General features: G+C 28.7%; 12 protein-coding genes, 1 tRNA gene and 1 pseudogene. 2 read left to right on the top strand and 12 right to left on the bottom strand.

Annotation, left to right across the window (positions count from 1 at the left end):
• Nucleotides 1-429: 429 nt before the first annotated feature.
• The 10 genes and pseudogenes from KO494_RS12145 to KO494_RS12100 form a co-directional block, all read right to left on the bottom strand.
• On the bottom strand, nucleotides 430-1,182 hold the full coding sequence (locus tag KO494_RS12145; protein ID WP_215967885.1) for a methyltransferase domain-containing protein: 753 nt from the start codon (nucleotides 1,180-1,182) through the stop codon (nucleotides 430-432).
• Complete coding sequence (locus tag KO494_RS12140; RefSeq protein WP_215967884.1) at nucleotides 1,173-1,910, bottom strand: DUF2071 domain-containing protein; 738 nt, start codon at nucleotides 1,908-1,910, stop codon at nucleotides 1,173-1,175. The genes KO494_RS12145 and KO494_RS12140 overlap by 10 nt, the downstream gene beginning before the upstream one ends.
• Before the next feature lies 1 nt (nucleotide 1,911).
• Nucleotides 1,912-2,301, bottom strand: a complete 390-nt coding sequence (locus KO494_RS12135; protein WP_215967883.1) for a DoxX-like family protein — start codon at nucleotides 2,299-2,301, stop codon at nucleotides 1,912-1,914.
• A 550-nt stretch (nucleotides 2,302-2,851) separates the two neighbouring features.
• Entirely contained in the window at nucleotides 2,852-3,769 is a 918-nt protein-coding gene (locus KO494_RS12130) for a hypothetical protein (RefSeq protein ID WP_215967882.1), read from the bottom strand.
• A gap of 161 nt (nucleotides 3,770-3,930) precedes the next feature.
• On the bottom strand, nucleotides 3,931-5,838 hold the full coding sequence (locus KO494_RS12125) for a VWA domain-containing protein (RefSeq protein ID WP_215967881.1): 1,908 nt from the start codon (nucleotides 5,836-5,838) through the stop codon (nucleotides 3,931-3,933).
• The gene (locus KO494_RS12120; protein WP_215967880.1) at nucleotides 5,804-7,384 is read right to left on the bottom strand and encodes an AAA family ATPase; all 1,581 of its coding nucleotides are present in this window, start codon (nucleotides 7,382-7,384) and stop codon (nucleotides 5,804-5,806) included. Before KO494_RS12120 ends, KO494_RS12125 begins: the two co-directional genes overlap by 35 nt.
• A gap of 4 nt (nucleotides 7,385-7,388) precedes the next feature.
• Nucleotides 7,389-7,532 (bottom strand): hypothetical protein, encoded by a 144-nt coding sequence (locus KO494_RS12115; protein WP_215967879.1) that lies wholly within the window; start codon nucleotides 7,530-7,532, stop codon nucleotides 7,389-7,391.
• 591 nt (nucleotides 7,533-8,123) lie between these two features.
• A pseudogene (locus KO494_RS12110) lies at nucleotides 8,124-8,438 on the bottom strand (ATPase); the annotation flags it as partial.
• Between the two features lie 186 nt (nucleotides 8,439-8,624).
• Nucleotides 8,625-8,698: transfer RNA gene (locus tag KO494_RS12105), tRNA-Arg, on the bottom strand.
• 157 nt (nucleotides 8,699-8,855) lie between these two features.
• Nucleotides 8,856-9,008, bottom strand: a complete 153-nt coding sequence (locus tag KO494_RS12100) for an SsrA-binding protein (RefSeq protein WP_215967878.1) — start codon at nucleotides 9,006-9,008, stop codon at nucleotides 8,856-8,858.
• Between the two features lie 578 nt (nucleotides 9,009-9,586).
• On the opposite strand from KO494_RS12100, the gene KO494_RS12095 reads away from it, so the two are divergent.
• Nucleotides 9,587-11,560, top strand: coding sequence for an endonuclease (locus KO494_RS12095; RefSeq protein WP_215967877.1), 1,974 nt, complete (start codon nucleotides 9,587-9,589; stop codon nucleotides 11,558-11,560).
• 64 nt (nucleotides 11,561-11,624) lie between these two features.
• Here KO494_RS12095 and KO494_RS12090 read toward each other — a convergent pair whose 3' ends face one another.
• A complete protein-coding gene (locus tag KO494_RS12090) occupies nucleotides 11,625-13,277 on the bottom strand; it encodes a M56 family metallopeptidase (protein ID WP_215967876.1) in 1,653 nt (550 codons plus the stop codon).
• A 2-nt stretch (nucleotides 13,278-13,279) separates the two neighbouring features.
• Nucleotides 13,280-13,639 carry a BlaI/MecI/CopY family transcriptional regulator gene (locus KO494_RS12085; RefSeq protein ID WP_215967875.1) on the bottom strand — a complete coding sequence of 120 codons (360 nt, stop codon included), beginning with the start codon at nucleotides 13,637-13,639 and terminating at the stop codon, nucleotides 13,280-13,282.
• A gap of 168 nt (nucleotides 13,640-13,807) precedes the next feature.
• On the opposite strand from KO494_RS12085, the gene KO494_RS12080 reads away from it, so the two are divergent.
• Complete coding sequence (locus KO494_RS12080; RefSeq protein WP_215967874.1) at nucleotides 13,808-14,749, top strand: calcium/sodium antiporter; 942 nt, start codon at nucleotides 13,808-13,810, stop codon at nucleotides 14,747-14,749.
• The last annotated feature ends 54 nt before the right edge of the window (nucleotides 14,750-14,803 follow it).

Raw genomic sequence — 14,803 nt, 5'->3', positions numbered from 1 at the left:
ACTCAGTTCTTTGTTACCTGCAGGCTTTTATTCTCAAGTGTAATAGTTTATCAAAAATATTGAACTAAAATATATCCAAAATATTGAAAACAATATATGTATTAATGTTTCGAATTTTTTTCCTTTCCAAAGGTCAGTTGAATAGACAAACAATTGAATAAAAAGTCTAATTGCCCAAAATACTCCTAATCCTAATGATATTTTTTTTCCAAGATTCGTTTCAATTAGTTCGCTTGTGGTTGTCAAACAGAGTAACCCCATAAGAAATACTGTAAACGCAATAAAAAACGTGTGTACAGTCATCATTTGACGGTTGATTAAACTCAAAAATTTAAGTTCTTTACCCCAATTAAAATATTTAGGAAAGATTATATGAACTAAAGCCAAAGCAATTAAAAGAAAGCCAATTATTTTTATATGAATGTACATTTATGGAGAGCAATTAAAGATTGACATAAAAGGCGTGAATTTTTGTTCTGTAAATGTTGTGAAACGTGCTTCTTTAAAAGCATTTCTCCAAGTTCTCTTTGAAAAGAAGTGTGTAAACCCAACTGAAAATGCTAAAAAATTTGGAAAATCTCGCAAATGCTCAATCATTATTACGTTAGCATTTGATTTACAAACACGGTGACATTCTTTTAAAAACTGAATTTTTTCGTTTTGCGAACGAATTTCGTGTAAAGCTGAAAGTAAAAAAATCAAATCGACTGAATTGTCTTTTAATGGAATCGTGTTCGAAATAATTTGTTGTGTATTTGGATATACTAAACTCACTTTTCTTGCTCTTATAATAGCAGGTTCAGTATGTTGTTTTGCATTATAAAAATCAAATACTTTTAAATCGGATTTAGGGAAATAGTTTTTGATTATAAAGCTTGTTTCATCAAAGCCTGCATTAATATTTAAAACTTGTTTGTCTTCGGAATCGGTCAGATTAAAGTTTTTTAGCCATTTGAAATCGTAATAGCCCGAAAAATCATATACATAAGCAGAAACAATTAAGGGCATTATTAGTCCGTATAAAAAAGCCAAAATAACAATCCAAAACAATAGATTTGGCCAACTGAATATTATATAACTTATAATTATTAAAGTCAATGCAATTAAGCCAAACACATAAAAGTGCCTGTTAAAGCTTAAAATATTTAATACTCCTTGAAATTTCCGTCTCTTTATTTCCATAATTCAATTTTGCCTTTTTTCCATTGGTAAGGAATATTTCTAATTACAAAGGCATTTGCCAATATAGGATTTTGAAGTTTTAGAGTATCCAAGAATTGAAAATTGTAATCAATTACTTTGACAGGACTTGGTTTCCAGTTTTGTCTTACTCCTTCAATGATTAAAACTTCTTTTGTTTCTTTATTGTATGTAAAAGTAAAAGGTAATGGTCCTGCGTATCTTCTTGCTTCTTTCCAGTCAGTAAATGGAGAATTTTCAGGTAAAGAAACTTCTTGTTCTGCTTGGTCTAATGTAAGCTTAAAGTTTGATTTAATTGAAGATAGTTCTTTTGTACCATCTGTTTCAGATTGGTTAATATCAGTTGTTGTATAGTTGTAATGGGTAAATATGTTGCCCATAAATTCCATTTTCTTTTTATCGGTTTCAGATTTTAAAATGTACAAACCACGTAAGTTTTTCCCTGTATTTGAAGTGTAACGTACAAAAACACGATAACCAATTAAAAAAAAGTTGTTTCCCATAAATTTTGGAAATCCTTTTGGTCTTAATTCTTTTGTTTGAACCATTGCAACTGCCACAAATGCCCATTTCTCTTGAAATGTATCAAGTTGTAAACATTCTGGGATTAGATTTTGTAGCTGCTCTTTTGGTACAGCAAAAGTCAAAACTGTCGAGCTTTCAAAAAATGATTCTACCGCAAAAGGATGATTTTTTAGAAATGAAAGCATATCAAGTTTGTTGGGTTATTTTTTTGTTCAAATAAAATTCGTTGAAATATACAACCATTATAAATATTAGGGCAAACAAAGAATTTAGTTTTCCCCAAAGCAATAAATCTGGAACGAGAATAAATTCTAAAGTGTTCATTAATCCAACTATTGAGATTTGAGCAATTGCATTTAATCTTGGTTTGAATCTACTTAAAATCCAAATAGCCATTAAGATTTCTGACAGTCCAATTAAAATTGTTAAGACTCTAGAATAATCATCTCCTAAAATTCGGGCAACAATTTGTTGGTGTCTAGGTACTAAATTTAAAACTTTACAAAATAGTCCGTTTAGAATCCAAACTAGTGCTATGCAAAAAGTCAGGATTTTGTAAAGTTTTCTATTGTTCATTGGTTAGCAGGATTTTTTTTCAGCTTGCAGGTAACTTATTTATATACGTGTATAATCAGCGCTTTATTTCTATTATAGGTTGTATAAGCGTGATTTATATCAAATCGATATTAATTGTAACTATCTAAAAATAATATAAAGGTTTTAGGAAGTCGATTAATTAATAGCGAGAACAATATAGGAAATTTCTTCTTTTATTTATTATGGGAAACCGTAGTTTATGCATTATACCTAGTTGAAAATAGGGATATGATGGCTTTATATTTTATTACTATGTTTTTTCTGCAACTAAAAATGATGACTGAGGAATACTTTATTGCCTGCCTAGTTTGTAGTGTAAAAGATGAAACAAAGGACGCGTTGTGCTTTTGTAAAAGATATTGGTTGTAGTAATGTAGTCTTTCAGTAGCACGGGTCATAATTAGAAGAAAATAGCATAAAAAAAAGCTTATAAAATGAATAATTCCATTTTATAAGCCAATATTATAGTGTCTAAATTTAATGAAGAAAAGTGTTGTTTTTTACCTTAGATCTTTGTTGTGCGTAGGCTTTATTCTAACTTCCCGTTTTTTACTTTTATACTTTTTATTAAACTAATCCAATATTTTCCGTCTGATGCTGGTTTCTTATTTTCAAAAACCAAATCTCCAGTTGAAAATGTTTGTGAATTTCTACACCAGATTTCAATTCTATGTTTTCTATAATTTGTCTCGTAAAATATTATATAATATTTAGAGCAAATTCGATTTTCTTTTATTCCTATTCCAATGTTGGAATTTATTTTATATCTACCATCTTCTAGTGCCTTTTTAGAATTAACTACTTTGTCGTCAATATTAATGGTTTTCCATTTTTGTTTGACTGTAATGTTGTTGTCAAAAATTTTGTAATTACGTTTAAATAAAATATTCTGAATAACTCCATCTTGTAATTCATAGTAATTATAATCAGTTTCTATAAAGTTCAAATTTGTTAATCTTTGATTTATCAATACAGAATTACCTAAAGAAATAGAATTTTGATTAGGATTCATTACAATTTCAGCATTAGTTTTATTGGCTAATTGAATACTCTTAATATTCAAGTCTTGTTTTAGTGATGTTTCTATAAATTTCAGAAATTGATGAGGTGTAAATTTAGTTTCATCATAGAATGCATAGAAATCAATCTCATTAGAATCCTTTTTTAAGAGTAGGATATCTTTATAAATAAAATTTTGATTTAAAAGTATTTTATTTTTCTCATATTCAAGTATTAAATTCCCTTGATTTAAGTGCTCATAGCGACCATCAATAATATTACCGTTAATTGATATTATTAATTCTCCATTATTTCTAAAAAACCATTTTTCGCTAAAGCTTTGTTCATTTATTCTAATCCAAAATTTATCTTGTAAAAGTGCAATGTTACTCAGCTTATCATCGAATGATTTAAGTCTTTTAAATAAAAATTTCAGATATTCAAACATATAAATATTTTATTTGTCAGGATGTTTCTTTTGGTTGCTGCTAACGTTTTTGTATAAGATTAGTTGCGTGTTTAAACTCTAAGTTAGCAAATAAATCACAGATAGAAAGTCTGCGAGGATTTTTTAAGTAGGCTAGAACTAGCAATAAATCATATACGGTGTTATTTGGCGTTTTCTTTATTTATGTCTGTTTTTATCTTTCTTATTAAGTCTTTTAATTCATTATAATTTGGGTCGTATTGCCAAATATTATTACAAAACTTTAATGCTCTTTCATTGTAACTATTTCCAATCATTAATGAGTTAAATTTGTTTCCTTTTTTCTTTAATTCCTCTATTGATTTTAAAGTGCTGTTGTTTAGGTTTCCAAAAACTCCATCTGATATGATTAACAAATCTGCTTTTTCATAGTTTTCAGTTTCCATTTGTTTTAACGCTTCAAAAACTGCTTCTGATGCGTCTGTACCACCGTGAAAGGACATTTGTAAAAAGTCAATAAGTTTTACTAACGAATTTTGAATATCGGTAAGTTCAAATGTTTCTATTCCTGTTGAAAAAGAAATTAAAAATGCTTTTCGTTTTTCGCTAATTGCAATTCTTGTAATTGCAAAAGCAATGACTTTTGATAAAAATTCTGGTTCTCCGTGCATTGAACCACTTGTGTCAACTGCGATAATAAAAGGACCTTTGTCCTTTTCTATTTCTTTTTGTCTTTTATCTGTAATTGATTTTTGTTCAAAATCATTTTCCTTATGGATATACTGAAAGGTTTGTAATTTTTTTTCTGCAAACCTTTTGTAAAATATACTTTCCGTTTCTAAATCACTAAAAAGAGCCAACTCTGTTGGTAACAGATTGTTTAAATCATCACTTTCTGTTATTCCAATAAGTTCAGATTTTCCTGAATGCTCAATTTTGTATTTTGAGGTTACTTCTATATTTTCAAATTCTTCTTCTTCCAATTCCGCTTCTGCTTTTCGGTATTTCCCTAAAAGTTCCGCTAATTCTTGAATTTCCTTTTTGTCTTTAAGTATTTGGGCGTATTTTTCAAGTAAACTGAAATTAACATTTTGCCAATTACCTAATGACATATCCCAAAGTCTGCCTAAATCTGCTGTTTCGTTTATAAATGGTGATAGTAACTTTAAGAGTTCCTTTAACTCTTCAATTTTATTATACAAATCATTTAAAAACTGTTCTCTTGTTTTGTCAATGATTTTAATGTTTTGTTTAAGTTTTTCTATTGACAGTTTATCTTCCCATTTACTTATAAAATCTGATTTTACTGATTTAAGATTAGTTTCATTTAGTTTTACTTCAGTATTTTCTATTGCCTTAAATTCTTCTTGGTATTTGTTTAAATCAAAATCCCTTTTTCGATATTTTGATTTTAAAAATTCTTTGTGGTTATTCCAATGTTTCCAATCCTTTTTGAATTTGTCTATTGACAACTTGTCAAAGGATTCTTTAAGTTGTTGTTCTTCTGATTTATCACTTATTTTTTGAAGTTGTTGAGCAATTGCAGTTTTGGGTTGTTTTTCAATTAATCTTTTCCAATTATTTGAAATGTTTTTATGAAGTTTTTTAAATTGATTGACTTTTGTTTTCTCTCTATCATCTATTACTAATTGTAAATCAGCTTCGTAATTGTTGATTTGTGCTTCACTAAGAACTGTACTTTTGTTAAATATCGTCTTGCCATTTTCTAACTCTGTAATTTGAAATTTATCATACTTTTGAATTAATTTTTCTTCTTTATCGAAAGTTGGCTTATTCTCAATATTTGCATCAATTTTTTCTAATAAATGAATCAATTTTTTTATAAATTCATTTTTTAAATGTGGTTGTGTTGATAGGATAGAATCAATCTGTTCATCTGTGATAAAAGAGTTAATTGTGTCTAAATACCTTTTGTCAATATTGGAAGTCTCAATGGAAACATAATTCCATTCTTTGATTATTTCGGTAATCTTTTCACGTTCTCTTTCAGATGAAATCTTACCGAATTTAATAAATCGAGTAAATATTTCATTGTTAGAGTGCGTCATAGTCTTTTTTGAGTTTTTCAACTTTCAGTTTTTCAGAAGCAAAGCTATTTATGGTTTGATTTAGGTTATGTTCTGCTAAAGATGCCAGTTTTTTATTTACGAATATGTTTTCTTTTAATGACGCTAAATCTTTCTTTTTAAAAGTTTCTATTGCTTTAATTGTTTTGTCAATTTCCTTTGAAATAATTAAAACTTTTTTATCCCACTCTGCTATTATTGCTGGATGCGGAATTTTTGTTGTGATTTCTGACTTTGTTTTTTTGTTAGATATTAGATTATAGTTAGTTCCGCTATTGTCCCTGTTCCAATTATCATATTTTTTTATAGTAATGATATTTGGTGCTTTTGAATAAGCTTCAAATCTATTGTTATAATTTTCTTCACCATTACTGTTAAAAAGAGTAATTTCTTTATATGTTGTTTTATTTAAAGAATTGAAGTCTGTTTTTCTTATATAATTTATTCTACGTCTATAATTATCTTGTAAGTTTCCTTCATCATCAATCTCATAATATGTAGCATTGTCTATTTTTATTGATTTAGGGTCATAATAAGTTATTCGTTTAGTTTCTTTTGTTTGATTATCAATATCAAGTTTCAAATCTTTAATTTCATTGGTAAACATTGAAAGATTGTACTTTAAAGAATAACCGTGATTTTTAACAGCGTCTGAAACAAACTCTTTTACAATATTAATTTGTTCAACTTCATCCCAAATTGTGTGCGCTATTAGAAAGCAATCCATTAAATCAATTACTTTTCTGTCGTTTAAAAAAGCACTTGTTTTTAATACTTTTACAATTTTTTTCCAACGTCTGTCTGACACGTAAATTGGTTTTTTAGTATCCTTTTTTTCGTTATACTGTCTAATATAATTTCTAATTACATTAATTACATTTAGTGCTTCATCTGATATTTTAACTTTGCTAATGCTTGTTTGCCACTTTTTATATTCAGCATCAGTAATTTTGTCTTTCTCGTCAATTGTTGCATCAAAGCCAATGTTTTCGGTTGATAGAAATGTGTTAAATTTATTTGGGTCAGATATGTTCTCAACTAAATAACGAATAATAAATCTATCCCAAAGTGCTTCTAAACCTTCTCCTTTTGTTGGTAATTCGTTTGATGCAGAGATTAGACCTTTTAGAGGTATTTTGACTTCTTGTTGACCGTTTCTGTAAACCTTTTCATTTATTACTGTTAAAAGCGAGTTTTGTATTGAAGGTCCAGCCTTCCAAATTTCATCAAGAAATACAATATCTGCTGTTGGTAAATATTTTTCTGTTATCCTTTCATATTTATCTTCTTTTTTAAGTTTAGATATTGCAATCGGACCAAAAATCTCATCAGGTGTACTAAATCTATTCATTAAATATTCAAATGAATTTCCACCCTTGAAGATTTCTTTTATTCGTCTTGCTATTAAACTTTTGGCAACTCCTGGTTGTCCCAATAAAAAGATGCTTTCGCCAGCAATTGTAGTAAGTAATGTAAGTTTTACAATTTCTTCTCGTTCAAATAGGCTTTCATTTAAAGCGTGAAGAATTTTATTAATTCTTTCTTTCATTCAATTATTTCTTTGTCTTTTGATTTGGATTTAATTGTTTTCCTCTATTTCCGTGAACTTGTGAGTGTTGTTTATTCTGTCCACTCGTACCTTTGTTTGCGTTTTGTTGATTTGCAGAATTACTTTTAGGTGTTATTTTCTTTGCCATATTACAATTTCTGAAGTCTGTCTCTAATGCCATATAACTTATTAATATGCGTGTATAAACAACGCTTTATTTTTAATATAGGTTGTACAAAAATGATTTATATCAAAGCAGGTATTAATTGCAACTATCTAAAAAAAATATAATGGTTTTAGGAAGTTGATTAATTAATAGCGCAACCAATATAGGAAATTTCTTATTTTAATTATAGAGGAAAATAAAGAAAATAATCCATTATCAATATAAACCAATGTGACTGGGTTTAAATGTTTGGTATTTTTAAAAACTGCAAATGGATTAGTTATAGTAGAAAACATGCCATTAAGTATATTATTCTTTATTTTGTTCAGGAATGATATCTAGATACATACCGTGTATACGTAAATGATTTTCTAGCGAATACTCAATACCGTTTTTTACGTTTTTGAAATGCTCTGGAGTAGGGGCGTATTTTTTTATTAAGTTATTTTTATGTTTTTGGTAGAAATAGCTGAATGCTAGAGATTCATGACAACTAGAGCAATCTATAGTCATTGAAAATGTATTTTTGAAAGTAATTAAACTGCTTTTTTTCCAGTTTTTTACTCTTTTAAATCCATAATGTCTGCCAATATGTTCTACGCCTAAGTCGTCAAAGCAATATGCATTGTGATCGCTATAATCTTCAATCATTTTAAAACCAATGCCATTGAAACCAAACACGATATTCCTGCAAGCAATAAGGGTGTAGGATTTTTTGTGAGGTACTAGATGCGGTAATAGTCGCATTAAAGTTGTTTTCCCGCAACCAACAGGTCCAGATAGCAGGATGCCTTTGTTGGTATCGATATCTAGTTTCTTGCAATAATCGTGATCCTGGATAAAATAGCTTGCTAGCTTTAGTAAGAGCTCGTGGTCGTCTTTAGATATTAAACCTCGTTAGGACGAAAGTCAAATCAACTGTACTATTTAAAACTATAATTTATCAAAGTGTTAACCGATTTGCAAACTTTTAAGTTGAAATAATATCAAATTTAATGATTGCTAAAAAAAACAAAAAACCACTCAAATCGCAGTGATTGAGTGGTTTTAGTAAGAATTTGCATTCTTTAAAAGTGACCTCGACAGGATTCAAACCTGTAACCTCTTGAGCCGTAATCAAGTGCGCTATTCAGTTGCGCCACGAGGCCGTTTTATTGTGGATGCAAATATATTTCTTTTTATAATAACCACAAAACAAATTAAAAATTAATTTAACTTTTTTATTGGTAGTAAATTTTTGCATAAATAATAAGTGCTATGCATTTTGTTTTGAGTTAAAAAAATAAGAATTTATAAAAGATAGCATTAGTCTAATGCATTTTTGGTTACGTATAATTTCCATCCAAAAATAGCCATTTGTAACTTTGAGGCTTTACTTAAGTCTAAACCTTGTTTTGTAAAACTAGGCAATACCGCTTTATTCACTTTTGCTAATAATTTAAATACTTTTTTTTTCATTATTGTACAGCAATTTTATATTCCACATAGTGAAAATATTGATTTAAAAGTACTAAGCCAAATGTTAGGTTTTTATAAAATAGAAAAAACTTATTCTAGACTAAGTTCTTCTTTTTTATACATTCTACATGGTAGAAAGAATAAACTCCATTAAGGCTTTAGCAAGTGTCATCATAATTTTGGGGATTTAGTGGTTAATAAAGCGTTACTTTTTTAATTGTTTTTTCAATATATATTTTTTGAAAACCTTCCTCCAAATGTTTTAGGTAAAATCTATGTGTTTGCATACTGTATTATAATTAAAAAGATGATTATGGTTTCAGTATGTAATTACTTAGTCTTGGTTTGTGTTTCAATATGTTATTTTTATTTATGGTTTAGTATTTATGTGTAATAATTGTAGGACTTTTTTTTAATGCTTTTATATTTTCTAGGGTAAATTGTTTAAACAGATATAGTAAACCAAAGCATTCATCTTTTTCTTACTCAAAATGTAGTAATTGTTAAATTTTAAGATTTAATGATTCATTAAACTTAAAAGTACGGTTTGATACGTACATTTGTAAAAAATATATTTAATGAAAAAACAATTTTCCCTACTTGTCATTTTATTTGTTTGTCAGTTTACTTTTAGTCAAATTGTTATTAACGAATTAGATTGTGATACACCAAGTACAGACGATAAAGAATTTGTAGAACTTAAATCAGATACCCCAAACTTTGCCTTAGATGGTTACGTACTGGTTTTCTTTAATGGTTCCAGTTCTGGAGGTGATGCTAGTTATTTTACTGTAGCATTAGATGGTTATCAAACGGATATTAATGGCTTGTTTGTAATTGGTAGTGATACCGTGGTACCATTTCCACAGTTATTAATTTCTGCTAATACCATTCAAAACGGAGCGGATGCAGTAGCAATTTATTCCGGAAGCGAATCTGATTTTCCTGAAGGTACAGTAGCAACCCAAACCAATTTAATTGATGCATTAGTGTACGATACTAGTGATAGTGATGATGCCGTTTTAATGGCGCTTTTAGGTGTTACAGAGCAAATTAATGAAGGGTCTAGTAATAATACCAATTCCATACAACGTTTACAAGATGGTAGTTATGTTTCAACTACACCAACACCTAGAGCAGATAATGATGGGATTAGTGAAAGCTATATAGCAATTACTATGGCAACAGATCAAGAGCAGTATAATGAAGGAGAATCTTTTGATATTGTTTTTTCAACAGATGAAAATGTAACCGAAGACATAACTTTTAGTTTTACTTTAGATAATTATGGTTTTAATACTTCTGATTTTTCTGGAAATACAACAGTAACCATTCCTAATGGTGCTAATACCGTTTCAACCACAATTACTATAATTAACGATACTTTTGACGAAGGTGACGAAGAGCTAATAATAAAATATGTAAATTTAGATTGGCCTTATATAGCTAACAATAATTTTTTAAAACTAAGAGTTAATGATGATGACTTTACGGTGGCTCCTTTTGGTACTCCATTAAATCCAACTTATGACGTGGTTGCAAGTACACAACCAGCTGGATATTATGATAGCCTAGATGGTTTGGCAGATACAAGCCTGCGTCAAGCATTACAAGATATTATTGCAGATCCTAATATAGTAAGAGCACAAACTTATGCAGATATTATAGATATATTAAAAGAAGCAGATCAAAATCCAGCTAATAGTAACCAGGTATGGTTGGTGTATACAGAACAAGGTAGGGCAAAATTAGATTACCAACTTACCTCAGATAGTAACGGGAAATGGAATAGAGAACATACCTACCCACGATCTCGTGGTGGTTTTTATAATATTGAAGAAGATGAAATTGCAGATGGCGTAGATGTGTTTTGGACTACAAAAGCAGATTCTTTACGTCATGGAAATTCTGATGCACACGCATTAAGAGCAGTAGATGGTCCAGAAAATAGTTCTCGTAATAATAATAATTATGGGGATCCAAACTTAGGAGGTTATAATGGTCCAGAAAATACAGATGGAAGTTTTTATGGAGACGTAGCAAGAAGTGTTTTGTATATGGCAGTGCGATATAACGGATTATCCCTTGTGAATGGTTACCCAGTAGATGAAGATGCAAATGACGGAACGCTTGGTGATTTAGCGACATTATTAGAATGGCATAGAAATGATCCGCCAGATGATTTTGAAATGAATAGAAATAATGTAGTATATACATGGCAGTTTAATAGAAATCCCTTTATAGACCAACCAGATTTAGTGGAGTATATTTGGGGGAATCAAATAGGTGCAACTTGGGATCAAGAATTAAGTATTGCTGAAAACAATGAGCTAAAGGTGCAAGTATATCCTAATCCAGCAACTAATAAGGTTTCCATTAACGGACTTTTAAACCAGGCAGAAGTTGAAGTTTTCTCTGTTGAAGGAAGAAAAATTAAGACGTATAATGTAAATGGTAATAGTGTTTTACATATTAACCTTTCTAGCGGGATGTATGTATTTAAAATTACTTCTGAAGGTAAATCAACCTTTAAAAAAATAGTGATACAATAAAAGTAAAAAGCATAAAAAAAGCGCAAACCTTAAGTTTGCGCTTTTTTTATAAAGTATATTTAAACTATTTTGTTGTAATTAATATAACACCATCTTTAGCTTTTGCTCCATACTTTTTTGTCATTTTATCTCCTTTAAAAACCTCCATTTTTTTAATATTTTCAGGGTTTAGGTTGTTCATCTCTTCTCTTGTAGATTCTTTATCATCTATAAAAATTAAAAGAGTGTCTGTTACCTCTGTAGTTAAAAATAACGTTTTGTTATTTGTTTCATCTTCATCTTCATCTTCAACCCAAGTTTGTTTTTCGTTGGTTTTTATTATTTCTTTACCATTGTGATCTTTAGTGATAAAATAAACTTCTTCTTCTTCTTCTTCTTCTTCTTTGTCTTTTCTTTTTACAACTACTTTTGATTTGTCTTTATTGTCGGTATCCTCTTTGATAATGACTTCAATATCATGATCTGTGTCTTGGTTTTTTTCTCCTTCAGATAAAACAATTACTTTACTATCAGAACCTGTTTTTATTATCTTAGTAATAGTTCCTTCTTCTTCAGTAATAAATAGGGTGTTGTCTTCTACTTCTACAATAGAAATACTATTGTCTTCGCTATTATAAGTTATTTTAATAGGTTTAATGGTTTTACTAGAATTAGTACTGTAATTGGTTTTTGTTTTTTTTGAACTTGCTTCTATTTTAATAGCAATGATTTCGTTTAAATCATTTCTTTTTATCTTTTTAAATTGAAGCGAAACCTCTTTGTTTTTAAATTCGGATTTTACTTTATCTAGTTCTGCGTCTGTAAAATCTTTACTTATAATTACAAGTTCAATGTCTCCTAAAGATTGACTGATATTGGCAGAATTTTTATTTAAGTAAATTTCTTTACTATTAAAACTCATTAAAAAGAGTGCTAATAATGGTAATACCAACGTAAGTTTTAATGCATTTAATTTGTTTGATTTTGATTGATGTAACATAACGATTCGTTTTTTGATTAATGATGTATAAAAATTATTTGCAATTTCTAATTGCGGATTTGAAATACTTGTTTTAAGTAATACGTATTGATAGGTTTTTTTGCAAGTTGCAATGTCTTGTGCATCTTTGTCTGCAATAAATTCTAAATTTTGCTGAATTTCTTTTTTATAAAACCATATAAAAGGATTAAACCAAAATATTACAGCAGCTAGTTTTACAAAAATAATGTCTAGAGAATGCCATTGTTTTGCATGTACTTTTTCATGATTTAGTATTTGTTCTAATTCTATTTCATTAAACTGTTTTCTGTTAAATACAATACAATGGAAAAAAGAAAATGGAGAAATAGAATCTTCTGTTTCTATATATGTGTAATCTCCTTTTTTTAGTGATTTGTTTTTAGGTATTAAACGATACAAGGAAATAAATTCAAACACTAGTTTAAAGCTAAAGACAGCAACACCAAGCATATAAATACTACTAAATACAATAAAGGTATAGTCTAAAGTTGAGGTACTTGTAAGGTTTATATTTTCTGAAAACCTAGAAAGGTCTATGTTAGTATGAGGGTTATCTATATAAACAGGTATTACTAATAAAGGTAAAAGTAAAGTAGCTAGTATGCCTGTTAATAAATACCACCTGTTACTTTTAAAAAAGGTTTCTCTTTGTAAAAATAGTTTGTAACATACATAAAATAGTGCAGTAATAGCAGATGCTTTTAATAGGTATTCCATGATTATTTTTTTTGTTCAATGATGGCAATAATCTCTTTAAGCTCGTCAACACTTATTTTTTCTTCTTTAGCAAAAAACGAAACTACATTTTTATAAGAGCTGTTAAAATAGTTGTCTATAGCAGTGGTCATAAACTTCTTTTTGTAAGCTTCTTTGGTTATAATAGGAAAGTACTGATGCGTTTTTCCAAAAGCATGATAACTTACATATCCTTTTTCTTCTAAGTTTCTAATTATTGTAGATAGTGTATTGTAGTGTGGTTTGTCGTTTTTAATTTCTGCTAATACATCTTTAACAAAAGCTTTTTCTAGCTTCCATAAAATATGCATGATTTCCTCTTCTTTATTTGTTAGTTTTTGCATCGAAAATTAATTTTCGTTTCCACGAAAGTGAAAACCTTATTATTTTTATGAATTCAAATATATAACTATTTTTATAGTTATAAAACTACTTATATAGTTATTTAACTAAATTTTAAGTTTATGTGATTTCAAATTGAAGAAATATTATCTTCGCAAAAAAATAATTATATGAGTGTTGTGTTTTTAATTTTAGGCTTTGTTTTATTGGTAATAGGGGGAGAGTTTCTTGTTAGGTCTTCTGTAGCCTTATCTTTTAAATTAAGTATATCTAAAATAGTAATTGGTATGACAGTGGTTTCTTTTGCTACTTCTGCGCCAGAATTACTGGTAAGTTTAAATGCAGCACTGTCTGGTTCTCCAGCTATAGCAATAAATAATGTGGTAGGTTCTAATATTGCTAATATTGGTTTGGTATTAGGTATAACAGCTATTGTTGGTGCCATTGGTGTAGATAAATCTTTTTACAAGGTAAATTGGCCAGTGATGATGTTGTATTCTATGGCGCTTTATTATTTTCTTTGGAATGATAATCAGCTTACAGCAATAGAGGGAGCTATACTTTTTGCAGCTTTAGTTGGTTTTATAATCTTTTTAATTAAAAGTCAAAAAAATGATGAAGTTTCAGAAGAAGTTGATGATGCTTTAGCAACTGTTTCTAATTTTAAAATTGGTGTATGGTTATTAATAGGAGCATCGGCTTTATACTTTGGTAGTGAATGGTTGGTAAAAGGAGCTACAGAAATTGCTACGGAACTAGGAGTTAGTGAGGCTGTAATTGGTGTAACAATGATTGCAATTGGTACTAGTGTGCCAGAATTAGCGGCTTCTGTAATTGCAGCAGCAAAACAAGAAAAAGCCATTTCTTTAGGTAATTTAATTGGTTCTAATATTTTTAATATTGGTTCTGTACTTGGTTTAACTTCTATAATAAAAACCATTCCTGTAACAGAGCCATTAATATTGTCAAGAGATATTTTTTGGATGTTAATTTTTGCAGCAAGTGTACTTGTATTAGCACTCTTACCTAAAAGACATGAGATAAATAAAATGAAGGGGTTTGCACTAGTAGTGCTTTATGGTATTTTTATTTTCTTAGTATTTAAGGGATAAAAAAAGGTTGTCAATTAAGACAACCTTTTTAATGGATATTAAAATAATGTAAAC

Source organism: Lacinutrix sp. C3R15 (genome assembly GCF_018860825.1).
GTDB lineage: Bacteria > Bacteroidota > Bacteroidia > Flavobacteriales > Flavobacteriaceae > Oceanihabitans.
This window is presented reverse-complemented; position numbering and strand designations above follow the sequence as displayed.